Annotated in this window: 18 protein-coding genes and 1 pseudogene; 7 read left to right on the top strand and 12 right to left on the bottom strand. The window is 65.2% G+C overall.

The window, feature by feature from the left end:
• Nucleotides 1-49 precede the first annotated feature (49 nt).
• Both QMG80_RS16535 and QMG80_RS16530 read left to right on the top strand, forming a co-directional pair.
• Nucleotides 50-1,378 (top strand): DUF2157 domain-containing protein, encoded by a 1,329-nt coding sequence (locus QMG80_RS16535; protein ID WP_158658562.1) that lies wholly within the window; start codon nt 50-52, stop codon nt 1,376-1,378.
• A complete protein-coding gene (locus tag QMG80_RS16530; protein ID WP_085770176.1) occupies nt 1,375-1,932 on the top strand; it encodes a GDYXXLXY domain-containing protein in 558 nt (185 codons plus the stop codon). Before QMG80_RS16535 ends, QMG80_RS16530 begins: the two co-directional genes overlap by 4 nt.
• 74 nt (nt 1,933-2,006) lie before the next feature.
• Here QMG80_RS16530 and QMG80_RS16525 read toward each other — a convergent pair whose 3' ends face one another.
• From QMG80_RS16525 to QMG80_RS16505, 5 genes are all read right to left on the bottom strand, one after another.
• Nucleotides 2,007-2,969, bottom strand: coding sequence for an alpha/beta fold hydrolase (locus QMG80_RS16525; RefSeq protein WP_085773447.1), 963 nt, complete (start codon nt 2,967-2,969; stop codon nt 2,007-2,009).
• 29 nt (nt 2,970-2,998) lie between these two features.
• Nucleotides 2,999-3,982 (bottom strand): ATP phosphoribosyltransferase, encoded by a 984-nt coding sequence (hisG, locus tag QMG80_RS16520; RefSeq protein WP_085770175.1) that lies wholly within the window; start codon nt 3,980-3,982, stop codon nt 2,999-3,001.
• Nucleotides 3,979-5,091: an ATP phosphoribosyltransferase regulatory subunit gene (locus QMG80_RS16515; RefSeq protein WP_199769020.1), complete on the bottom strand. Its 1,113-nt coding sequence runs from the start codon at nt 5,089-5,091 to the stop codon at nt 3,979-3,981. Before QMG80_RS16515 ends, hisG begins: the two co-directional genes overlap by 4 nt.
• A 185-nt stretch (nt 5,092-5,276) precedes the next feature.
• A complete protein-coding gene (locus QMG80_RS16510; RefSeq protein WP_085770174.1) occupies nt 5,277-6,689 on the bottom strand; it encodes a mannose-1-phosphate guanylyltransferase/mannose-6-phosphate isomerase in 1,413 nt (470 codons plus the stop codon).
• 165 nt (nt 6,690-6,854) lie between these two features.
• Nucleotides 6,855-10,190 (bottom strand): helicase-related protein, encoded by a 3,336-nt coding sequence (locus QMG80_RS16505; protein WP_425351451.1) that lies wholly within the window; start codon nt 10,188-10,190, stop codon nt 6,855-6,857.
• A 464-nt stretch (nt 10,191-10,654) separates the two neighbouring features.
• Between QMG80_RS16505 and QMG80_RS16500 the strand changes: the two genes are divergently transcribed.
• On the top strand, nt 10,655-14,311 hold the full coding sequence (locus QMG80_RS16500) for a vitamin B12-dependent ribonucleotide reductase (protein WP_085770173.1): 3,657 nt from the start codon (nt 10,655-10,657) through the stop codon (nt 14,309-14,311).
• A 45-nt stretch (nt 14,312-14,356) separates the two neighbouring features.
• On the opposite strand, the gene QMG80_RS16495 is transcribed toward QMG80_RS16500, so the two are convergent.
• Nucleotides 14,357-14,623: a hypothetical protein gene (locus QMG80_RS16495; RefSeq protein WP_158658561.1), complete on the bottom strand. Its 267-nt coding sequence runs from the start codon at nt 14,621-14,623 to the stop codon at nt 14,357-14,359.
• Here QMG80_RS16495 and QMG80_RS21755 point away from each other — a divergent pair.
• Entirely contained in the window at nt 14,564-14,968 is a 405-nt protein-coding gene (locus QMG80_RS21755) for an ImmA/IrrE family metallo-endopeptidase (protein WP_425351463.1), read from the top strand. The two genes, QMG80_RS16495 and QMG80_RS21755, sit on opposite strands and share 60 nt — an antisense overlap.
• Nucleotides 14,969-15,170: 202 nt before the next feature.
• Nucleotides 15,171-15,515, top strand: a pseudogene (locus QMG80_RS16490) (endonuclease domain-containing protein).
• Between the two features lie 167 nt (nt 15,516-15,682).
• On the opposite strand, the gene carA reads toward QMG80_RS16490, so the two are convergent.
• On the bottom strand, nt 15,683-16,873 hold the full coding sequence (carA, locus tag QMG80_RS16485; RefSeq protein WP_245300030.1) for a glutamine-hydrolyzing carbamoyl-phosphate synthase small subunit: 1,191 nt from the start codon (nt 16,871-16,873) through the stop codon (nt 15,683-15,685).
• 85 nt (nt 16,874-16,958) lie between these two features.
• Here carA and QMG80_RS16480 point away from each other — a divergent pair, with 85 nt between their 5' ends.
• On the top strand, nt 16,959-17,408 hold the full coding sequence (locus QMG80_RS16480; RefSeq protein ID WP_085770170.1) for a GatB/YqeY domain-containing protein: 450 nt from the start codon (nt 16,959-16,961) through the stop codon (nt 17,406-17,408).
• Between the two features lie 67 nt (nt 17,409-17,475).
• Here the strand turns inward: QMG80_RS16480 and QMG80_RS16475 are convergent, their stop codons facing one another.
• From QMG80_RS16475 to QMG80_RS16455, 5 genes are all read right to left on the bottom strand, one after another.
• On the bottom strand, nt 17,476-18,357 hold the full coding sequence (locus QMG80_RS16475; RefSeq protein ID WP_085770169.1) for a metal ABC transporter substrate-binding protein: 882 nt from the start codon (nt 18,355-18,357) through the stop codon (nt 17,476-17,478).
• Nucleotides 18,345-19,205: a metal ABC transporter permease gene (locus QMG80_RS16470; protein ID WP_085770168.1), complete on the bottom strand. Its 861-nt coding sequence runs from the start codon at nt 19,203-19,205 to the stop codon at nt 18,345-18,347. Before QMG80_RS16470 ends, QMG80_RS16475 begins: the two co-directional genes overlap by 13 nt.
• Nucleotides 19,195-19,953, bottom strand: coding sequence for a metal ABC transporter ATP-binding protein (locus QMG80_RS16465; protein WP_085773444.1), 759 nt, complete (start codon nt 19,951-19,953; stop codon nt 19,195-19,197). Before QMG80_RS16465 ends, QMG80_RS16470 begins: the two co-directional genes overlap by 11 nt.
• Complete coding sequence (locus QMG80_RS16460) at nt 19,950-20,108, bottom strand: hypothetical protein (protein WP_158658560.1); 159 nt, start codon at nt 20,106-20,108, stop codon at nt 19,950-19,952. The genes QMG80_RS16465 and QMG80_RS16460 overlap by 4 nt, the downstream gene beginning before the upstream one ends.
• 1,033 nt (nt 20,109-21,141) lie before the next feature.
• A complete protein-coding gene (locus QMG80_RS16455; protein ID WP_199769019.1) occupies nt 21,142-21,825 on the bottom strand; it encodes a hypothetical protein in 684 nt (227 codons plus the stop codon).
• A 333-nt stretch (nt 21,826-22,158) separates the two neighbouring features.
• Here QMG80_RS16455 and sucC point away from each other — a divergent pair, with 333 nt between their 5' ends.
• Nucleotides 22,159-23,358, top strand: a complete 1,200-nt coding sequence (gene sucC / locus QMG80_RS16450) for an ADP-forming succinate--CoA ligase subunit beta (protein ID WP_085770165.1) — start codon at nt 22,159-22,161, stop codon at nt 23,356-23,358.
• Nucleotides 23,359-23,611: the final 253 nt, after the last annotated feature.

Below are 23,611 nucleotides of genomic sequence, written 5' to 3'. Positions count from 1 at the left end.
ATGGCGCGAATTGAGGGAAGCTCGCCGGCGAAGAGGATGCGGGAGAGCAATGCGCGAGCGAAGACATGTCGCCTGGCTTTACCAGCAGCTTCCCGGCTTGGTGGCCGACGGAACGCTCTCGAGCGAGGCCGCGCAAAATCTGCGGCGGCGTTACGGTGAAGCGGGGGGAGAAAGCGGGCCGCAAGGGGTGACGCTCTTTGGCGTGCTCGGCGCCGTGCTGATCGGCTGCGGGATCATTTTGCTGATCGCTTATAATTGGGACGATCTCGGCCGCGCGACGCGCGTGGCGCTCTGCTTCACGCCTTTGGTTCTGGCGCAGGCGATCGCGGCCTGGGCCTTGTGGCGCCGCCCCGAAAGCGCGGCCTGGCGCGAGAGCGCCGGCTCCTTTCTCGCGCTCGCCATCGGCGCCTCGATCGCCCTTGTCTCGCAGACCTACGACATCGGCGGGGATCTCGGCGATTTTCTGCTGACCTGGACGCTGCTCGCGCTTCCCATCGCCTATGTGATGCGCGCCACCCTCCCGGCGCTGCTCTATCTCGTCGGCATCGCGGCTTGGGCCGGCGCGCAATGGACGTCGAGCGCCGAGGCGTTGGGCTATTGGGGACTGCTCGGCTTGGTCATGCCGTGGTGGCGGCTCGAGGCGAAGCAAAACCCTTATCGGTCGCCCCCCATAATCTTCGCCTGGCTTTTCGCTCTCGTGCTTCCGTTCGGCGTCGCCGCCTCCTTGCGAAGCGTGCTCGATGTCCACGCGACTTGGTTGCTGCTAGCAAGCGCGATCGCGGGAGCGCTCTTTCTCGCCGGGCTTCGCTTTTGGGGAGAGGCGCCGTCCACGATACAAAAACCCCTGCAGACGCTGGGCGCTCTCGCCCTCATTCTGTTGGGGCTCGCTTTCACTTTCGAGGAAGCCTGGCGATCGCAGATCGGGGCTTGGGGGAGCGGCGCGCAGGCCCTCAAGAACGAGTTCCTGTCGCAGCCGCTCGCCTGGACGATCGTCGTCCTTTGGCTCGGCGGCTGGTTGTGCCTCTGGATCGACAGCTTTCGCTGCAAGGACCCGCTGCGGACGTTCTTGGGCGCAATGCCGCTCTTTCTTGCGGCTGGGCTCGCCTTGACGAATGTCGGCCATTCTTTTTCAGCCATGCTGCTCTTCAACGCCTATCTCTTCGCGCTCGGCGTCGGCGTCCTGCTCTCGGGGCTTCGCGGGCAAAGTCTCGGCAGGGTCAACGGCGGCATGCTGATTCTCGCGGCCGTGATTCTCTTCCGCTTTTTCGACGTGGATCTCGGCTTCATCCCTCGGGCGGTGGCTTTCATCCTTCTCGGCGCCGGCTTCTTGGCCGTGAACGTCGTGATGGCGCGTAGACGCGGAGTGGCGACGCCATGACTTCTCGGGCTAGACTCTGGCTCTTCGCGGCGATGGCGCTCCTGCAGCTGGCGGCGCCCGCGAGCATGATCTACAGTCGCGAGCAGACGCTCTCGAAGGGCGAAGAGTTCAAGTTCCGCACGGCGCCTGTCGATCCCTATGACGCTTTTCGCGGCCGCTATGTGGCGCTCGGGTTCGAGAACCGGGCGGCCTTGGCGCCGGGCGTGACGGCGCCTTTCGGCCAAAGGCTCTACGCGACGATCGAAAAAGGCGACGATGGATTCGCCAAATTCGGCGTCGCCACGCTCTCGCCGCCGAAGGACAAGCCCTATCTCAAGGTGAGAGCCGGCTATGCCAGCGGCGAAGGCGAGATCAATCTGCAATTGCCTTTCGATCGCTTTTACATGGAGGAGGGTAGGGCGCCCGCGGCGGAAGCCGCCTATCGCGAGCACAACCGAAGAGGCGCGCAGGACGCCTATGTCACCGTCCGCGTGCGCGATGGCGACGGTGTCATCGAAAACCTCTATGTCGGCGGGAAGCCGATCGCGGACTTCGTAAAAGAAGCGAAGCCGTGAGAAAGCTTGGACCTAGAGCATGTGATTGGCGCTTGGCGCGGCGTCTTTCTCAGAGATAGATTCGCAATCTGACCTCAGCTTGAGAGAAATTGGCTAACTTTCTCGCAAAAATACTCCGGCGCCTCTTCCGCGACAAAATGGCCGCTGTCCTCGGCGATCAGCGAGGTGAGATTCTGCGCGCGCCCCTGCAGACCTTCTGAGAGCCTCGCTCCCACGCCATAGCGTCCTGCGATCGTCAGCACAGGCATCTCCAGGCGCTTGTCTCCGAAGGACGCCGCGAGCGCCGCATCGTCGCGGAGCGCGCGATAATAATTGAAGCCCGCCGTCATGCCGCCCTCCGTCGCATAATGTCTCGCGAATTCGGAGATCTCGGCTTCGGCGATCGCATCCTTCTTGTGCGACCAGGCGCGGATCTGAGCGGCGATATACTCGCGCTCTCTGCCCTTTGTCAGCATCTCGGGAAAGTCCGGCGCCATATGAAATCCGTAATGCCAAGCGCCTCCGCGCAATGCGTCCATGTTTTCCGTGCCGGGGATAAGGCAGTCCACCAGGACGAGCCTATTGACGCGCTCGGGATGAAGATGGGCGAGCGTGAACGCCGCTTTGCCGCCCATGTCGTGGCCGACGACATGAGCGCGTCCTCCGGCGGCTTCGTCAATCAAGGCGCGAATATCCGCAGCAATCGTTCGCTTGTCGTATCCGTCTGCTGTTCGTTGGGTCAGTCCGAGACCGCGAAGATCCGGGGCGATGAGCGTGAATCGCGTCGAAAGCCGCTCCATCACGTTCCGCCATGCGAACCATGTCTGCGGCCAGCCGTGCAGCAGAACCAGGGCCGGGCCAGCGCCCACGGTGACATAGTGCATGTCTATGCCGTTGACCCGCGCGAAACGGCTGACGCCGCCTTTCGGCACGGGAGCGCTGGCGTCGCTTGCCGCCGGAGCTGACGGCTCGAGCTCGTTCGCGCGGCCTGCCACCGCTGTGATGGCGGCCGTCAGCGTGGATGCGCCCACAAGAAAGCTTCGGCGTCCCGGATTCATGATTGTGCGCTCCTGCAGAAGTGGCGCGCTCACCTTCCGATGCGGGCCGCGAGCTTGCGCCACAAGGAATTGTCGGCCCGAAACACATAGTCGTGTTTCGTCGAGGTCACAGTCGTCGCGCCCTGGGCGATGAGCCAGTCGCAAAATTGCGGCGCGCGCTTTTCTAGGACGCTGAAGATCGCGAGGCCGGCCGATGATCTCTCGCCTAGCGTCGCGCCGAAGCGCTCTTGCGCCTCGCCGAGCAGCGCGTTCGTCACCTCTGAGAGATGCGCCCTGATCTCGCGCGTCGTGCGCGCTTCTTCCTCGGCTGCGATGCGCGAGAGCATCACGCGCGCCGCTTCGCGCGCTTTCTCTCCCCAAGGCGCCTTCAAAGACGCGACGAGATTGGCCTGCGAGCGCAGGATCATGCCGTCTTCCAGGACTTTCAGGCCATTCGCGGCGAGCGTCGCTCCTGTCGTCGTGATGTCGACGATGAGGTCCGCCGTGCCTGCGGCTGGCGCGCCCTCGGTGGCGCCGGCGCTCTCGACGATGAGGTAATCCCCGACGCCATGGACGGAGAAGAAACGACGCGTCGAGTTCACATATTTTGTCGCGACGCGCAGTCCGCGTCCGTGGCGTGCGCGAAACCCCGCCGCGACGTCGGCGAGATCCGCCATCGTGCGCACATCGATCCAGGCGTCGGGCGCGGCGACGACGACATTGGCGGACCCAAACCCCAGTGGCGTCAGGAGCTCGACGCAAGAGTCGGGATCGGCGATCTCCTCGCGCACCAGATCCTCGCCGGTGACGCCGAGATGCGCCTCGCCGCGCGATAAGCGCAGCGTGATTTCCCCGGCGGAGAGGAAGGCCGCCTCGGCGTCATCCACGGAAGCGACGAGGCCGCGATAATCGCGGGCGCCGCGACCCTGCTGAAGCTCGCAGCCGGCGCGGGCGAAAAAGGCGAGCGCGTTCTCTTGGAGCCTTCCCTTGGAGGGCGCGGCGACGATGAGGCGGTCGGAGAAAGCGACGCTCACGAAACCGCTCCCAAACGATCGACGAAGATCGCGGCGCCGACGGCTGGAATATTCGATTGCGCGCCGAGTGATTTCAGGAGGCCGTCGTAGCGCCCGCCCGAGAGCAGGGGCGCGCCCTGCACGCCGGCGCCCGACGGACGCGCCTCGAACATGAAGCCCGAGTAATAGCCGATCGCGTGGGGAAAGCGCGTCGAAAACACCGTCTCCTCCAATTTAACGCCGCGCGCGGCAAGAAAGCTTGTGCGAGTCTCGAAGGCCTCTAGCGCTTCGTCGAGCTTGAGCCCGCTGTCGCGCGCGAGCGCGCGGAGCCTCTCGCTCGCCGCGTCCGGGCTCGCCTCGACCGCAAAGAAATTTACGATTTGCTGGCGCGTGCGTGGGTTCAACGGCTCTTGCAGCGACGCCTGTTCGAGGAAGCGTTCGGCCACCTCCGCCGCCGAGCGGCCGCCCACTGTCGCGGCGCCGGCGATCGCCAGCAGGTCCTCGACGAGCTGGCGCGCGCTCGCCGCGTCGCTCTTCTCCAACGCGGCGCGCACGCCCGCGCCGAGCGCGCCGTTCTGCCGCGGCGCGGGAGCGAGAACGGCCTCGAGCGCCGCGCCGCGCGCGACGCCCGTCTCGATCCGGCGCCGCCAGGCGGGCGGAAGTTCTAGCCGGGCGAGAAAGCTGCGTGAAAGCCCCACGTCGCCGAGCCTGAGCATGAGCCGTGGCGCGCCGGCGGCGGCGGCGGCCTCGAGCGCGACGCCGAGGATTTCAGCGTCGGCGGCCGCAGGGTCCTTGCGCCCGAAGCTCTCGACGCCCGTCTGGAAAAGCTCGCCTTCACCCGCGCGAAAGACCGGGCCGCCATAAGCGATGTCCGCTTCCTCGCCATTCGAAGGCGAGGCGAGATGCTGGAGCGCGACGGGGATCGTGAATTCCGGCCTGAGGCACAGCTCGGATCCCCCGTTCTCTCCGGTGAGATAGAGCTTGCCGCGAAATTCCTCGCCCAGACGATCGAGGAAGATTCCCGCCGGCAAGAGCAGCGCGGGCGCGCGGCGAAGAAATCCCGCAGCGCCGAATTTATCAAGCGCCGCCTGAAGGCGCGCGTCGATGCTGGCGATTGCGCTCTGCGTCACGGCTCGCACGATCCTAAATTCATTGGGCGGGAGCGCTCGGCGTCGCTCGTCGCAGGCTCCCTCTCCCCGCTTGCGGGGAGAGGGAGAAGCGATTGCGAGCCATTCGCGTTTTCTTGGTCCAGCCCTTAACAAGCGCCGCGCGCCGGCGCACGCCGAATCTGGGGCTAAGGTGAAGGGCGGCGCTGCTACCCTCGGTTATAGGCGTCCTGGAAGCGGACGATGTCGTCCTCGCCGAGGTAGGAGCCGGTCTGCACCTCAACGAGCTCCAGGTCGATCTTGCCCGGATTGGTCAGCCGGTGCTTGCAGCCCATCGGCAGATAGATCGACTCGTTTTCGTGCACGAGCTTTGTCAGATCGTCGCAATCGACTTCGGCCGTGCCCCTCACGACGATCCAATGCTCGGCCCGATGGAAATGCATCTGCAGCGAGAGACGTTCGCCGGGTTTCACGACGATGCGCTTGACCTGATAGCGCGCTCCGGAGTCGATCGACTGGTAATAGCCCCAGGGACGGAAGATGCGCTTGTGCTCGCCCGCCTCGCGCCGGTTCTCGCGCTGCAACTGCTGCACGAGCTGCTTGACCTTGTCGCCGTGATCGTGATGCAGCACCAGCACCGCGTCCTGCGTCGTCACCACGATGACGTCGGAGACGCCGACGACGGTGGTCAGCGTCTCATCGGAGCGCACATGCACGTTGGTCGCGTCCATCACGACGCCGTGGCCGCGCACGGAATTGCCGTGCTGGTCGCGCTTGGAGAGTTCCCAAACGGCGCGCCAGCTGCCGACGTCCGACCAGCCGATGTCGGCCGGGATCAACGCCGCCTGAGTCGTCTTCTCCATCACCGCGTAGTCGATCGACTTCTTGGGCGCGAGTTGGAAGGACGCCTCGTCCAGCACGAGGAAGCCGAGATCCATCTTTGCTGCGTCGATCGCGCCCTCGGCTGCGCTGGCGATCGTCGGCTCATATTTGGCGATCTCGGCCTGCATCACGTCGGCGCGGAAGATGAAATTGCCGCTGTTCCAGAAATAGCCCTGGTCGAGGTAGCTCTGCGCCGTCGCGCGGTCGGGCTTTTCGACGAAAGCCTCGAGCTTCAAGACCTCCCCGCCTTCGTGGATCTGCGCGCCAGGACGCAGATAGCCGTAACCCGTCGCCGGCGCATCCGGCTTCACGCCGAGCGTGACGATGTAGCCTTCCTTGGCCGCCTCAGCGGCTTTCTTGCAGAGATCCACGAGCCCGGGCTGATCGCGCACGACATGGTCGGCGGCGAGCACGACGACGACGGTACCCGGCGACCGGCGCGCGGCGAGGCCTGCGGCGACTGCGACCGCGGGGCCGGAATCCCTGCGCATCGGCTCGAGCACGATATCGGCCTGCGCTCCGATCTCGCGAAGCTGGTCGGCGATCAGAAAGCGGTAGTCCACGCTCGAGATCACGATCGGCCGCTCGAAGGCGGGATCGTCGAGCATTTGCATGGTCGTCTGAAAGGTCGAACGCTCCCCGATCAGCGGGATGAATTGCTTGGGCAGGGTCTCGCGCGATTCCGGCCACACCCTGGTGCCGGACCCGCCGCACATGATCACGGGGAGAATTTTCGTCACGATCCGCCTTTCAAGAGAGAGCGCTGCAAATTGCTCGCGTCCCGAAGCTGAAGCGCGCCGGCGAATCGCCGCAGGCGCCTGACGCCGCCGCGGGGCGCAGTTAACCGTTAAACAGGGCGAGAATGCGGGATCGCTCGGGATTTCTCAAGCAGAAGCCGCGCGGCCTCATGATTTGCCCTTTTTCTCCAGCTCGGCCTTCAGGGCGAGGAGCTTGGCGAAGGGCGAATCCGGGTCGGGCAGACGCTCCCGCTGCTTCTTTGGCCCGCCGACGGGATTGCGCCGGCTCTCGTCCCGCGGCGCGCGATTCTCGGGACGCCGATCGCCGCGTCCCGCAGTCTCGCCTTTATGAGGAGGTCGCGGGCCGCTGGGCGCAGAGCGGTTCCTCGCCTCGCCCTCGGCGCGGGCGGGCGCGGCGCCTTCGCCTTCGGCGCGCTGCGGAGAGGAGCGGTGCGGCCCGCGCTCCCGCTCCGCGCCTTGACGAGGACCGCGGGCCTCGCCGCCGCCGTGATGACGACGTGGGCCTTGCGCCGAATGACGCTGCTGGACCCAGACTTCGATCATCGCGACCGGCGCCGCGGCCTCCGGCAATGCGGCGTCTTGCGGCGCGGCTTCGCTTTCGGGCGTTTCGCTCGGCGCTGTCGCCTCGGGCTCGCCCGCCTGCGCTGTCGCGCCTTCGTCTGTCTCGGGGGCAGGGGTCGCTTCGGGGGGCGCCGCCGGCTCTCCTTCTGCTGGGGCCGGGACTTCGACTTCTGCGACGGTCGCGTCGGCGATTTCCAACGCCTCGGCGGCCGGCCCCGCCTCGATGGCGTCCCCGGCTGGCTCGGCGATCCCGGGCTCCGTGGTCTCCGGCTCGGCGGCTTCCGGCTTCGTGACCGCGGCCTCGGTGGCCGGAGCCGCGCCTTCTTCCGCGGCCGGCGCTGCGACCACGGGCTTCGTCGCGGCCGCCGGGATGATCGGCACAGTGATCGCGGGTCCGGGCCGTTGTGCGCTGACATAGCCGAGCGAGCGCAGGATCGAGGCGAAGGCTTCCCCTGAGCAGCCGGTGAGCGAGGTCATCGCCACGGTGACGACGAAGCCGTCGCCGTCCGCGGTTCCCGCAGGCGGCTCGCCAACGCTTGCGCCCGGGCGGTAAGCGATCGCGGGACGGATGAGGTCGGCGAGGCGCTCCAATATGTCCACGCGCACGACCCGGTCGCCGCAGAGCCTATAGCCCGCGGCCCGATAAAATTCTTTGCCGACATTGGGATCGGCGGCGAAGGAGGTGCGGCCCGAGGCCGCAAGATGCGGCGCCTCCTCGAGGCCCTTCACGCCCTCGAGCCCGCCGTGGCGCAGAGCCCAGAGCAGCGAGGCGAGCGAGCGGGGCGCGGGCTTCAGCAAGAGCGGGAGATAGAGGTGATAGGCGCCGAAACGCACGCCGAGCTTGCGGAGCGCGGCGCGATCTTCTTGCGAGAAATTCCGGATTTCCTTGGCGACGCGATAGCGCTCCAAGACGCCGAGCTCCTCGGCGATTTGAAAGGCGACGCCGCGGACGGTCCCGGAAAGTCCCTCGCCCGATTCGAGCGGCTCGAGCGCGCCGAGCAGTTTTTTGATGCGTTGGGCGAGCCAAAGCTCCAGCCGGCGCTTCACCTTCTCGAGCAAGGCTTCCCCGAGCTCGGGGTCGGCGAGGACCTGGGCCGTCGGCTTCAGCACCCCGGGCCCTGGCGCGATCCTGCCGACCGGCTCCCCGAGCCAGCGGATCGTCCCGTCGTTTGCGAGCGCGAAAGCCTCGTCCACCGCGTCGGCGATGCGGGTGGAGCGCGCTTCGTATTCGGCCCCGAGCGCCCTGTGCGCTGCCGCGTTGAGCGCCTTCGCCGCCTCGCCAGCGACGCTTGGGTCCGCCGTGAAGCGGAAACCCTGCAGCGACCCGACATGCTGGCCCTCAACGATAACGTCGCCACCAGAAGTGATTTCGGCTTCAAGCATTGCATTCTCTCTGAGGCGCCGCATCAAAACGCTGGCGCGGCGGTCGACGAAGCGCTGAATGAGGCCTTCGTGCAGCGCGGAGGACAGCCTGTCCTCTACCCGACGCGCGACGCCCTGCCAATGGGCGGCGTCGTCCAGCCAGCCCGCATGGTTTGCGACGAAGCACCAGGTTCTAACCTGCGCGAGGCGATTCGCAAGGGTCGCGATGTCGCCCTCGACCATGTCCACCAGGGCGATCTGGCGGGCGATCCAGTCCGGCGGAATTTTCCCGCGTCGGGCGATGAAGGCGAAGATTGTCGCCGCGAGCTCCGCGTGGGCGGCGGGCGAGGTCTTGCGGTAATCGGGAATCTGGCAGGCTTCCCACAGACGCTCCACGTCGGCTCTGACCTTGGCGTTGCGGCGCACGCCCTCGTCGCGAGCGAGAATTTCGAGCGCGATCTGATCCTCGCGCGGAGGGGCGCGCACGAGGCCCGGCTCCTTCGGCGCGCGATCGAGGGAGGCGGCGAGGTCCTCGATCGAGGAGAAGTCGAGCTCGGGATTGCGCCATTGCAGCGTCGCCACGGGATCGAAACGATGCGCCTCCAGCGCCTCGACCAGTTCTTCATCGAAAGGCGGACAGCGGCCGGTCGTCGCAAAGGCGCCGTCGCTCATATGCCGCCCGGCGCGGCCGGCGATTTGCCCGAATTCCGCGCTCGTGAGCCGGCGATGGCGCCAGCCGTCGAATTTTCTGTCGGAGGCGAAGGCGATCAGATCGATATCGAGGTTGAGCCCCATGCCGATCGCGTCCGTCGCGACAATATAATCGACCTCGCCGCTCTGATAGAGCTCGACTTGCGCGTTGCGCGTCTTGGGAGACAGCGCCCCGAGCACGACGGCCGCCCCGCCCCGCTGGCGCTTGATCCACTCGGCGATCGCATAGACCTCTTCCGCCGAGAAGGCGACGACCGCGCTGCGCGGCGGCAGCCGCACAATCTTGCGCGCGCCCGCATGGGTGAGCTGCGACATCCGCGGGCGCGAGAAGATCGGCGCGCCGGGCAGAAAGCGCTGGATCACCGGCGCGAGCGTCTGCGCGCCGATCAGAAGCGTCTCGGCCTTGCCGCGCCAGCGCAGCAGACGGTCGGTGAAGATGTGGCCGCGGTCGTAATCGGCGGCGAGCTGCGCCTCGTCGATCGCCAGGAACTCAACGTCGAGATCGCGCGGCATGGCTTCCACCGTCGCGACCCAGTAGTCCGGCGCGGGCGGCTTGATCTTCTCTTCGCCGGTGACCAGCGCGACCCTGTCCGCGCCGACCTTCTGGACCACGCGCCCATACACCTCTCGCGCGAGCAGACGCAGCGGCAGGCCGATCAGGCCGCTCTTGAAGGAGAGCATGCGCTCGATGGCGTGATGCGTCTTGCCGGTGTTGGTCGGCCCGAGCAGCGCGGCGACGCCCTTATGCGGGGGCTGCGAGAGCTGAGGCGCCCGCGACGCCGGGCGCGGCGTCGCGCTCGAGAGGGGCGCGGCCAACGCCTCCTGGAAAAAATCCGACCCTTCCGCCACCGACCGCTCCCACGGACGCCCTATCGAGCACGGGGCGCTTCAATCACATAGCGGAAAGTTCCGCCTCTGGCGATTTGGCGAAGCCTGGCGGAAACCGGCCCCCTGTACGATTCGCAGCCTTCCCCGAACGCCTCTCGACCGATTTATCCACGATATCCACGAATTTCCCCAACATATAGGGTTCATAAAGAATTTGATCACAAAATCTTGACGTGGGTCCGCCTTTGGCCCACTCTTCGGATATTACGAATGGACACGCGGGCGCGGGATCGGGGCGGGGATGCCGGCGGTTCGAATGACCCGGAGCCGCCCGTTCGTCAGCGCGCCAGCGTTCCCGAAAAGAGTCCGCGAGCCGAAGCGTTTCCACCCGGCGCCCCGGGCCAAGGCTTGCGCCTTGGCGGCGCGGGCGCCGACGACGAGCCTTGCGCCCTAGATGACGAGGGCGCCCCAGCAGGAATTGACCCATGAGAATCGAGCGGCGCTTCACCACGGCTGGACAGTCTCCCTATGCGTCGATCGCGTTCCGCGCCGGCAGGAGCGAGATCCGCAATCCGGACGGCTCGGTCGTTTTCTCGCTCGAGAACATCGAGGTCCCGGCAGCCTGGAGCCAGGTCGCCTGCGACGTGCTGGCGCAGAAATATTTCCGCAAGGCCGGCGTGCCGTTGAAGCTCAAGCGCGTCGAAGAGAATGCGGTTCCCGCGTTCCTGTGGCGTTCGGTCGCCGACAGCGAGGCGCTCGCGGCGCTGCCCAAGGACAAGCGCCAGGGCTCGGAGACCAGCGCCAAGCAGGTCTTCGACCGGCTCGCCGGCGCCTGGGCCTATTGGGGCTGGAAGGGCGGCTATTTCGATGGGGAAGAGGACGCCGAGGCCTTCCTCGACGAGCTTCGCTATATGATGGCGATGCAGATGGCGGCGCCCAACTCGCCGCAATGGTTCAACACAGGACTCCATTGGGCCTATGGCGTCGACGGCCCGGGGCAGGGGCACTATTACGTCGATTTCTCCAACGGCAAGCTCGTCAAGTCCAAGAGCGCTTACGAGCACCCGCAGCCGCACGCCTGCTTCATCCAGTCTGTCGCCGACGATCTCGTCAATGACGGCGGGATCATGGACCTCTGGGTGCGCGAGGCGCGGCTCTTCAAATATGGCTCGGGCACGGGCTCGAACTTCTCGAAGCTGCGCGGCGAGAAGGAGAAGCTCTCGGGCGGGGGCTCCTCCTCGGGGCTGATGTCCTTCCTGAAGATCGGCGACCGCGCCGCGGGCGCGATCAAGTCGGGCGGCACGACGCGGCGCGCGGCCAAGATGGTCATCGTCGACGTCGATCACCCCGACATCGAGGATTTCATCGACTGGAAGGTGAAGGAAGAAGAGAAGGTTGCGGCGCTCGTCGCCGGCTCCAAGATCGTCAAGAAGCATCTGAAGGCGATCCTGCGCGCCTGCGTCAACTGCGAAGGTCCGAACGACGACTGCTTCAACCCGGAGATCAACCCGGCCTTGAAGCGGGAGATCAAGCTCGCGCGGCGCGAGGAAGTGCCGGACGCGCTGATCAGGCGCGTGATCCAATACGCTCGCCAAGGTTTCAAGGACATCGAGTTCGACACATTCGACGTCGATTGGGACAGCGAGGCCTATCTGACGGTCTCGGGTCAGAACTCCAACAACACCGTGCGCGTCAGCGACGCTTTCCTCAAGGCGGTCGAGAAGGACGAGGATTGGTCTCTCACCAAAAGGCTCGACGGCAAAGTCTCGAAAACGCTCAAGGCGCGCGAGCTCTGGGAGAAGATCGGCTACGCCGCCTGGGCCTCCGCCGATCCCGGCGTGCAGTTCCACACGACGATCAACGACTGGCACACTTGCCCGAAGGGCGGCGAGATCAGGGCCTCGAACCCCTGCTCGGAATATATGTTCCTCGACGACACGGCCTGCAATCTCGCCTCGCTGAACCTGTTGCAGTTCCGGAGTCCCGAGACGAAGCGCATTGACGTCGAAGCCTATGAGCACGCGACGCGCCTCTGGACGATCGTGCTCGAGATCTCCGTCCTGATGGCGCAGTTTCCCTCGCGCGAGATCGCCCAGCTTTCGTACGAATACCGTACTCTCGGCCTGGGTTACGCCAATCTCGGCGGCCTCTTGATGTCGTCGGGCATCGCCTATGACAGCGCCGAGGGACGCGCGATCGGCGGCGCGCTTTCGGCGATCCTGACTGGCGTCGCCTATCGCACCTCGGCGGAAATGGCGCGCGAGCGCGGGCCCTTCGCGCGCTTCATGGAGAACCGCGAGGCGATGCTGCGCGTCATGCGCAATCATGCGCGCGCCGCGCGCGGCGAGACGCAGGGCTATGAAAAGCTCGCGACGCCGCCCGTGCCGCTCGACCACGCCGCTTGCCCGGATAGGCTGCTCGTCGAGGCCGCCGTCAACTCCTGGGAGGAGGCCTTAAAGCTCGGCGAGATGTACGGCTATCGCAACGCGCAGGTCTCGGTCATCGCGCCGACGGGCACGATCGGTCTCGTCATGGATTGCGACACGACCGGCATCGAGCCCGATTTCGCGCTGGTGAAATTCAAGAAGCTCGCCGGCGGCGGCTACCTCAAGATCGTCAATCGCGCCGTGCCGGAGGCGCTGCGCGCGCTGGGCTATCCCGAATCGGAGATCGCCGAGATCGAGGCTCACGCGGTTGGCCACGGCTCGCTTTCCAACGCGCCGGCGATCAACGTCGCGACCTTGCGCGCCAAGGGCTTCTCCGACGAGAAGCTTAGCGTTGTCGAAGCGGCGCTCGCTTCCGCCTTCGACATCAAATTCGTCTTCAACAAATGGACGCTCGGCGCAGATTTTCTGACCGGCGCGCTGAAGGTTCCGGCTGCGGCGCTGGAGGACAAGAATTTCGACCTGCTCACGGCGCTGGGCTTCACGCGCCAGGAGATCGAGCAGGCGAACACGCATATTTGCGGCGCGATGACGCTCGAGGGCGCGCCATTCCTCAAGCCGGCGCATTATCCCGTCTTCGACTGCGCCAATCCCTGCGGGCGTCTGGGCAAGCGCTATCTCTCGGTCGAGTCGCACATCCGCATGATGGCCGCGGCGCAGCCCTTCATCTCGGGCGCGATCTCGAAGACGATCAACATGCCCAATGACGCGACGATCGAGGACTGCGAACAGGCCTATCTCCTCTCCTGGCGCCTCGCGCTCAAGGCCAATGCGCTCTATCGTGACGGCTCGAAGCTCTCGCAGCCGCTTTCGGCGCAGCTCTTGGCGGCGGACGAAGAGGACGACGACGTGCAAGAGCGCGTCGATGAGCTCCTCGCGCAGAACACGCCGGCGCGCGTAGCCCAAGTCGCCGAGCGCGTCGTCGAGCGCATTGTGCATCAGCTCGTGCGCGAGCGCGAGAAGCTCCCCGATCGCCGCAAGGGCTACACGCAAAAGGCGGCGGTCGGCGGGCACAAGGTCTATCTGCGCACGGGCGAATATGTCGACGGGCGCCTGGGAGAGATCTTCATCGACATGCACAAGGAGGGCGCGGCCTTCCGGAGCTTGATGAATAATTTCGCGATCGCGATCTCGCTTGGCCTCCAATATGGCGTGCCGCTCGAGGAATATGTCGACGCCTTCACCTTCACGCGCTTTGAGCCGGCAGGCCTCGTGCTCGGCAATGACGCGATCAAGATGGCGACCTCCATTCTCGATTACGTCTTCCGCGAGCTCGCGATTTCCTATCTGGGCCGTCACGATCTCGCGCATGTCTCGCCTGACGACATTGGCCATGACGTGCTGGGCAAGGGCGAGCATGAAGGCAAGGCGGAGACCGCGGCGATCGTCTCGCGGGGGCTGCTGCGTAACAAGACCGACCGGCTGAGCCTCGTGCGCAACGCGCCGCAAGCGGTGGGCTCGGTGGGCGCGGTGGCGCTGAAGTCGGAGCCGGAGCTCGCACTAGGCGACACGCCACTTTCCATTCTTGGCTGGACCGAGCCCTCGAAACCCGTCGATGGCGTCGCCGAGAAGCGCGCCGAGGCGCGCATGAAGGGCTATGTCGGCGAAGCCTGCCCCGAATGCGCGAATTTCACGCTCGTGCGCAACGGGACCTGCCTGAAGTGCGAGACCTGCGGGGCGACGACGGGGTGTTCCTAACGAAGGGGGACGCCCATGCCGATCGACCACAAAGTCGCATTTCGTTCATACGAAACACTGCTCGCATCGGCTATGGATGAGCGAGAAAGGGCTGGCGTTGATCATCTGTGCCAACTCCGCTTTCGGATCCTGATTGAGAGGAATGTTAGTCTCGATCCTGAAAGAAAGGAAATGCTTCGCCTCCTCCGGCATGATCGGGAGGAGGAGCCTTACTTTGATCGGAAAGAGCTGGCGATAGTTTGCAACGAAGGTTTGTGGGACGAGGCTGGGGATGCGATTCCAGAGCCTCTGGCTTGCTTCAAGTTGCTTCATGAGCTTGCTCATGCAAAATTTCACAAGCATGCCATCTCGTCGTTTTCATATAGTACCGAATCTCAAATCGCTTATGCCGAGAACACGGAGAGCGCGGAGTGGCAAGCGAACGCTTGGGCTGCGCTTGTGATGGCGCCAGCCTATCTTGCGGTGGGATGCGATGATCGAGCTTCATTCATGTGCCGGTTCAACTTCCCGTCAGAGTTCTATGACTTTTGGCGAGCGCTTCAGGAGAGAAGACCGCTCAGAATGAGTTCCGAATTCTGTCTAAGATGCGGATCTCAGTCGGTTGCGATCATCGCATCGAGGCTCCGATGCATTGCTTGCGGTGTCTCATGTAGATGAGATGCACACGATGCCCCCTCCCCAACCCTCCCCCGCTTCGCGGGAGAGGGGGCGGGTTGCGCATGTGATGACGGTACTGGGAACTTCGACGTAAGCAGTAATGGCGCGCCCGCGCATCCCTCTCCCGCGCAGCGGGGGAGGTAGCGAGCGCAGCGAGCCGGAGGGGGCGTGAAAGGACCGCCGTGTGCGTCAGACAAAGACCATGACGCAGCATGCGCGTGGGCTGCGGCATGATCTCACTGACGCCGAACGCAAGCTTTGGTATCGGCTGCGCGCGCATCGCCTTGCGGGTCACTCTTTTCGACGGCAGGCGCCTTGTGGCCCTTTCATCGCGGATTTCATCTGTGCGACGGCGAACCTCGTCATCGAGGTGGACGGCGCGACGCATTCGACCGACGAATAGATTGCCGACGACGCGCGACGTGAGGCGTGGTTCGGCGCCAATGGGTATCGCGTGTTGCGCGTCAGCAATGACGACGTGTATCGCAATCTCGACGGCGTCTGCGAGACGATTCTGGCTTGGGTAGAGGGTAGGGGCGGCGCTTAGATTGTCCCCTCCCCAACCCTCCCCCGCGTAGCCCGTCGAATGACGGGCTACGCGGGGGAGGGGGCAGATTCGGCCCTTATGATTTGCGATAGGCTGATGGTGAGCGTCCCCTCTCCCGCGGAGCGGGGGAGGTGGCGAGCGGAGCGAGCCGGAGGGGGCTCCACTGCTCACGCCACCTTCGACTTCTCCATCATCTCGACGAAGCGCTGGAAGAGGTAATGGCTGTCCTGCGGGCCGGGCGAGGCTTCGGGGTGGTGCTGCACCGAGAAGGCCGGACGGTCTGTGAGCGCGATGCCGCAATTGGAGCCGTCGAAGAGCGAGCGATGCGTCTCCGTGGCGTTGGCCGGCAGCGTGTCGCGATCGACGGCGAAGCCGTGGTTCATCGAGACGATCTCGACCTTGCCGGTCGTGAAATCCTTGACCGGATGATTGGCGCCGTGATGGCCCTGCGGCATTTTCCTTGTCTTCGCGCCGACCGCGAGCGCCATCATCTGATGACCGAGGCATATGCCGAAGGTCGGCACCTTCTTCTCGAGCAGCGCCTTGATGACCGGCACGGCGTATTTGCCTGTTTCGGCCGGGTCGCCCGGGCCATTCGACAAAAAGACGCCGTCGGGGTGGTAGGCGAGAATCTCGGAAGCGGGCGCCGTGGCCGGGGCCACGATCACCTCGCAGCCGGCCTCGGCCAACAGCCGCAGGATGTTGCGTTTGACGCCATAGTCGATCGCGACGACGCGCAGTTTCGGCTCTCCGTCGCGCACGCCATAGCCTGAGCCGAGCTTCCAGCTCGTCTCCTTCCAGTCGAAACGCTCCTTGGCGCCGACCGAAGGCACGAGGTCTGTGCCGTCAATGCCGTGCCAGGCGGCAGCCTTGGCGCGTAGCCGCTCGAGGTCGAAGCGCCCGTCCGGCGCATGCGCGATGACGGCGTTCGGCATGCCCCGGTCCCGGATGAAGGCGGTCAGCGCGCGCGTGTCGATCCCATACAGGCCGATGATCCCGCGCGAAGAGAGCCAGTCGGCCAGCGGCGTTTGCGCGCGATGGCTTGAGGGCTCTGTCGGCTTCAGGCCGAAGATCGCGCCGAGGGCGCCGGCGCTGCGCGAAAAATCGACGGTCTCGACGTCCTCGTCATTCGCGCCGACATTGCCAATATGCGGAAAGGTGAAAGTGATGATCTGCCCGGCGTAGGAAGGATCGGTCAAAATCTCCTGATAGCCGGTCATCGCCGTATTGAAGCAGACCTCGCCGACGGCCTCTCCCTCGGCGCCGACGCCAAAGCCTTCGAGAACCTCGCCCGAAGCCAGCACCAGCACGCCCGTCTTCACCGGTTTGGTCCAGCCCTGTTCTTTTCCTTGATCCACGCTCGCGCCCGCTCTATGCCCGTCGTCCGTCCCGGCGAGGGCTTCGCCCCCGGTCTTATATAAACGGCTGTCAAGGGGAAAGGCCATGCGCGAAAAACTGAAAGAGGACATGAAAGTCGCCATGAAGGCGGGCGAGCGCGAGAAGGTCGACGCGCTGCGGCTCATCAACGCCGCGTTGAAGGACAAGGACATTGAGGCGCGGGTTGCCGGCGGGACGGTCGCCAACGCCGATGTGCTCGCCGTGCTGCAGAAGATGATCAAGAGCCGTCAGGAATCGCTCGATATTTACGAGAAGAACAACCGTCCCGATCTCGCCGCGAAAGAAAAGAGCGAGATCGCGGTGATCATGAGCTATCTGCCTCAGCAGCTCAGCGAGGCCGAGGCGGCGGAGGCGATCAAAGCGGCGATCGCAGAGGTCGGCGCCAGCTCCATCAAGGATATGGGCAAGGTCGTGGCCGCGCTCAAGGAAAAGCACGCCGGCCGCATGGATTTTTCCAAGGCGAGCGCGGCGGTGAAGGCGGCGCTGTCAGGGTGAGCCGCCGAGTCTTCTCCCTCTCCCGCGTGCGGGGGAGGGGTCGGGGAGGGGGCTTCTACTCCCTCTCTCAGCGCCCCAGCGCCTTCGTCAGCTCCTGCGCGTTATGGCGCATCATCGCGACATAGGTCGCGGCCGGGCCGCGGGGTCCTGAGAGCGCGTCGGAATAGAGCTCGCCGCCGAGCTTCACGCTGCTTTCCGCCGCGAGGCGCCGGGCGAGGCGCGGATCGGAGATGTTCTCCAAAAAGACCGCCGCGACCTTCTCGTGGCGCGCCGCGTCGATGATGCGGGCGATGTCGCGCGCCGAGGGCTCGGCTTCGGTCGAGACGCCCTGCGGCGCGATGAACGCCAGCCCATAGCGCGCGGCGAAATAGCCGAAAGCGTCATGCGTCGAGACGATGCGGCGCCGGTCGCTCGGTATCCCCGCGATCGCGGCGACGATCTCCTTATCGAGCGCCTCCAACCGCGCGAGATAGGCCGCCGCTCTCTTCTCATAGAGCGCGCTGCGCCCCGGGTCCGCGGCTGTGAGGGCGTCGCGGATGGTCTCCACATAGCGGCGGGCGTTGGCGACATCCTGCCAGGCGTGCGGATCGGCGCCGCCGTCGAGCTCGCGGGGCGCGACGCCAGCGCTCGCGACGACGACGCGGGCCTTGGCGTTGGAAGCGGCGACAAGGCGGTCGAGCCAGCCCTCGAAGCCGAGCCCATTAACGAAAACGAGCTTGGCCTCGCTGAGCTTCCTCGCGTCCGCCGGGGTCGGCTCATAGACATGCGCGTCGCCGTCGGGCCCGACGATCACGCTCACCGTTGCCGCGTCGCCGGCGACCTCACGCACGAAGTCGCCGAGGATCGAGAAGCTCGCGACGACGGGCAGCGGCGCTGCCGGCGTTTCCGCCGCGGCCGGCGCCGCCGCAAGGACGCAGAGCAGCAGGAGAATTCGCTTTAGTCTTCGCATGGCTGCCTCCTCGGCAGGATTTGGCGTCGCGATGCGAGACCGAGCGCCACAAAATAGGCGAGACCGGCGCAAAGCACGATCGACGGTCCCGTGGGCGCGCCGGAGTGGTAGGAGAATACGAGACCCGCATAAACGCAGGCCGCGCCGATCAGCGCCGCGAGCGCCAGCGTCGTCGAGAGATCGCGGGCCAAGAGCCTCGCTACGGCGGCGGGAAGCATCATGAGCCCGACCGCCATCAGCGTGCCGAGCGCTTGAAAGCCCGCGACGAGATTGAGCACGACGAGAGCGAGAAACAGAAAGGGGATGAACTCGCCCCAGCGGCTGGCGCGGCGCAGAAAAACGGGGTCGAGCGTGTCGAGCGCGAGCGCGCGATAGAAGACCGCGATGAGCGCGAGCGTCACGCTCGCGACGCCGGCAAGCAGGTAGAGCGCCGCATCGTCGAGAGAGAGAGCCGAGCCGAACAGCACATGCAGCAGATCCACGCTCGAGCCTTTGATCGAGATGAGCGTGACGCCGAGCGCGAGCGAGACGAGGTAGAAGGCGGCGAGCGACGCATCCTCGCGCAACGCCGAGAGTCTCGCGGCTGCGCCCGAGAGCAGGGCGACGGCGAGCCCCGCGACGAGCCCGCCGAAGCTCATCGCCGGAAGCGACAAGCCGGCGAGGAGATAGCCGATCGCCGCGCCGGGCAGAATCGCATGTGAGAGCGCGTCGCCGGCAAGAGACATGCGCCGCAGCACCAGAAACACGCCGAGCGGACTTCCCGACAGCGCGAGCGCGAGGCCGCCCACGAGCGCGCGCCGCATGAAGCCATAGTCCGCAAAAGGTGCGACGAGGAGGTCAAACAGCATGGCGCGCCGCCCGCGATTCTCGCACCGCTTCGCGCTTTCGCGCCGCCAGCTCCGCAGCGGCCAAATTCTCTTCGCTGAGCGCGCGGCGCGTGTCTCCGAAAAAGATCGGCCGTCCGGCGACGAGCAGCGTCGTGGGAAAGGCGCGGCGCACGAGGTCGAATTCGTGTAGCGCCGCGATGACCGTGCGGCCTTGCGCATGCCAGCGCTCGACGAGCGTGAGCAGATGCTCGGTCGTCGCCCGGTCGATCGCGCCGAAGGGTTCGTCGAGGAGGATCACGTCGCGATCCTCGACGATCAGTCGCGCAAAAAGCGCGCGCTGAAGCTGGCCCCCCGAAAGCGCGCCAAGCGGGCGACGCTCCAGGCTTGAAAGGCCGACGGCTTCTAATGCGGCGGCGACGCGTGCGCGCTCCTCGGCGTTGGAGCCGGCGAAAAGGCCGCGCCGGCGCAGCGCGCCGAGCGAGACGAATTCGCCCACGCGAATGGGGAAGGTCACGTCTATGTCCGCGCTCTGCGGCAGATAGGCGATCTCCCCGGCCGAGCCGCCCGCGATGCGCACGCGTCCGGAGAGCGGCTTGAGCAGCCCGGCGATGGCTTTGAGGATCGTCGACTTGCCGCCACCGTTCGGCCCGCAGAGCGCTAAGAGCTCTCCGGGCCGGACGGCGCCGTCGAGTCCCTCGACGACGTCGCGCCCTTCATAGCCCAGCGTCAGATTTTCCAGCGTGATCGTCGGCGCGGCGGGCGCGCTCACCGCAGCGCCCAATAAACGAGGCCCCAGAGGCCGACGAGCGCGACCAGGATCGGCGAGAGCCGTGCCCAAGCTGACGCGCCGAGCGCGTCGCGCATCGGGCTGTCGGCGGGCGACGGAGCTTTCTTAAAGGCGGCGGTCGCGGGCAGGTCGGACATGCGAGCGTTATAACATAACGTCGGCCGGAAGAAAGACGCTGTGCTCCTCGTTTTCTCTTCGCCGCTCACCGACGGGCCTGGGCTTCTGGTACCTCATCGGGGGAGACTGTGGCGCCGATGCAACAGGCGAAATATTTGTTTATTGTCTCATACAACTCCACTTTATAACGATTTACTTTGGTGTTTCCGCGTGCATTCTCCCAACGCACGGCTGACGCTGCGCCATTGCAAACATCGATCGAGCTGGAGGAACTGTCGTGACCGTCGTAACCTATAGTTTTAACAATGATCCGCTGTATACTGTCACCTCGCTCTCCTCACCTCCGCCGAGCACCGGAACACCCGAAGGGTATTTGTCCGGCTCCTTCACGGTTGATTTCGCCACCAACAGCGTCATCTCCTCGAGCTTGGGTTTTACCCCGGTCGGAGGGGCTTCCGTCACCTTTGCGAACCCCAATTTTGCGGTGGCCACGCCTCCTGGAGGATTTTCGGTCTATATCGGATCCTGGTCCGGTCCTGGGATTTCCGGCGGCCCTGATTTCATTTCTACCGATGCCACTGGCTACGAGGCTGTTGTCGATTGGCTCCAGGCTTCAGGGAGCACGCCGTCGACAGTTGCTGTCGACTATCTCGGGCCGAATTCTACCATCAATACTACGACCGGGGACGTCACGGGCACATTCCTCGCAAACATCGACGCTCCAGTGATCGCGCAAGTTTTGGATTCGGCCCCTGGCCCGCTTCCCGGCGCCGGCTTGCCGGCCTTGGCGCTTCTCGTCCTCGTTCTGGTCGCAAGCATATGCGCAAGCGGCTCGTGGGGTAGGGGGCTTCCTCGGCTGCGGGGAGCTTCCACGACCTCGCGCCCTCGCCTTAGCGCGTTTCCCGCTCGAACGGAATCGTTCGAGCGATAAGGAATCGCGCCAAGTTAGAAACTTCGAGCATGTCCTGACCGGAAAACCGCTTCGCAGTTTTCCGTGACATGCTCCGGGCCGCCACGCGGGCGCGGCGGCCTAAGGCGCTTCAAGTCAGAAGCTCACGGTTGCTGGACACATCCGATGCTCGGGTCGTTGCCGCCGTGACCGGCGCAGAGCTGGTCCGGAGAGCCCCCGCCGCACTGACAGCTGCCGTCATTGCAATGCGCGCAAGTCTGCGGATGCGAGCAGGATGCGAGTTGCTGGTTGCGCGCATTCGTTTCGTCAATGGGCGGCTGGGCCGCCACATTCAGGCACCATTGGAAATGCGTCTGGAAGTCGCTCTGCCATCGCGGACCGCTGAACCCGCAGTGCTGTGCGAGGTTCTGTTGATTGGCGGCGACGGCGGCGTGCGCGTACTGTTGGCAGACAGGATATTTCAGCCGATGCGGCGCCTGGCCATTGTCGGCAGCGGCTTCCGACCGCGTGGCCGGCGACACGCAGACATGATCGCCTGGACCGCAAGCTTCGCGCCACACGAAGCCTTGTATGCAAGTGTCTGGCCCGTACGGTCCTCCGCCCGCCTGACGCCGGCTGGCGGCTTGAGCGTTGTCCTGAGCCGCCTGCGTGCGAAGGTTCGGCGTGACGCAGACATGATCGCTCGGCCCGCAGGCTTCGCGCCAGACATATCCCTCCGCGCAGGTGTCGGGTCCGAAATCGCCGATGGCCAAGGCGCGTTCCGCCCAAAGGCCTGTAAGGACCAAAAGCAGGGCCGCCGCAATTTGGGTCGCTGAATGCTTCAACATCTTGTGCACCTCCGGAAAGCAGCGCCCGGGCGACAATGGAAAGTTCAAAAACTCTTCGCCACATCAACGGCGCAGCCGCAGCATGCGCCTCGAACTGGCAGCTGACAAGCTAAGCCGCAGCGCGAATGACCTGTCGGCCGAGCTTGGCAAAGTCCCGACTCGGATCGGTCAAGCTTGCGGCGCCTTTTGGGGAATAAGTCGGCGCTCCTGATCCTTCTCGAATCTGCGTCGTCCCCGCGCGACCTTGCGTCTTCTTGACGCCACCGGCCTCCTGTGGCCATTGGCGAGACGGCCTGCGGCGCGGCCATTCATCTTCCAGGGAGCGGTTTAGGGATGAACATCCACGAATATCAAGCCAAAGCCATTTTGCGCGAGTTCGGCGCGCCGGTCGCCGTGGGCGTTCCGGTGCTCAAGGCCGAAGAGGCCGCCGCCGCCGCGAAGCAGCTTCCGGGCCCGGTCTATGTCGTTAAGGCGCAGATTCACGCGGGCGGACGCGGCAAGGGCCATTTCAAGGAGGCCGCCGCGGGCGAGAAGGGCGGCGTGCGCATCGCCAAATCGATCGAGGAGGCGGAGACCTTCGCCAAGCAGATGCTCGGCAACACGCTTGTCACCGTGCAGACGGGCGAGGCCGGCAAGCAGGTCAACCGTCTCTACATCGAGGACGGGGCCGCGATCGACAAGGAGTTCTATCTGTCGCTGCTCATCGACCGCGCGACGTCGCGCGTCTCTTTCGTCGTCTCGACCGAAGGCGGCATGAGCATCGAGGACGTCGCCCATGAGACGCCTGAGAAAATCGTGACCTTCGCGGTCGATCCGGCGACCGGAATCATGCCGCATCATGGCCGCCACGTCGCCGATGCGTTGAAGCTCACGGGCGATCTCGCCAAGCAGGCCGGCAAGCTCACCGAGCAGCTCTATACCGCCTTCGTGGAGAAGGACATGGAGCTCCTCGAGATCAATCCGCTCATCGTCACCAAGGATGGCAAGCTGCGCTGCCTCGACGCCAAATGCGCCTTCGACGACAACGCGCTCTACCGTCACCCCGAGGTGGTCGCTTTGCGCGACATCACCGAGGAGGACGAGAAGGAGATCGAGGCTTCCAAATATGAGCTCGCCTATATCGCGCTCGACGGCGACATCGGCTGCATGGTCAACGGCGCCGGCCTCGCGATGGCGACGATGGACATCATCAAGCTCTACGGCGCCTTCCCGGCGAACTTCCTCGACGTCGGCGGCGGCGCGAGCAAGGAGAAGGTCACGGCGGCCTTCAAGATCATCACCGCCGATCCCAAGGTGAAGGGCATTCTCGTCAACATCTTCGGCGGCATCATGAAATGCGACGTGATCGCCGAGGGCGTCATCGCGGCGGTCAAGGAGGTCGGGCTTCAGGTCCCGCTCGTCGTCCGCCTCGAGGGCACGAACGTCGATCTCGGCAAGAAGATCATCGACGGCTCCGGCCTCAATGTGATCGCCGCCGAAAACCTCGACGACGCCGCGCAAAAGATCGTCGCGGCGGTGAAAGTGGCGGCTTAACGCGCTCCAGCTCCAGCGGCGCTTGGGTAAAATAGCCTGAGCGCCGCAAGCGTAATCGTCAAGAACTGGCCGTTCTCTGCGTGAAAACAGGCCTTCCCCCCTTGGCGAGATCGTGCGCTGGCTGCTCGCCTAGAGCGCGACTTTAACGATCCGCCAGCGGATCTGCGGCCTTTTTTAGACCTCGCCTTCACATTTACTGCTTGCGATGACCGCGCAAAGCGGCCATGATTTTACTTATGGCGAAGCCGAAGGC

This window comes from Methylocystis bryophila (assembly GCF_027925445.1).
In the GTDB taxonomy this organism is placed as follows: domain Bacteria; phylum Pseudomonadota; class Alphaproteobacteria; order Rhizobiales; family Beijerinckiaceae; genus Methylocystis; species Methylocystis bryophila.
This window is presented reverse-complemented; position numbering and strand designations above follow the sequence as displayed.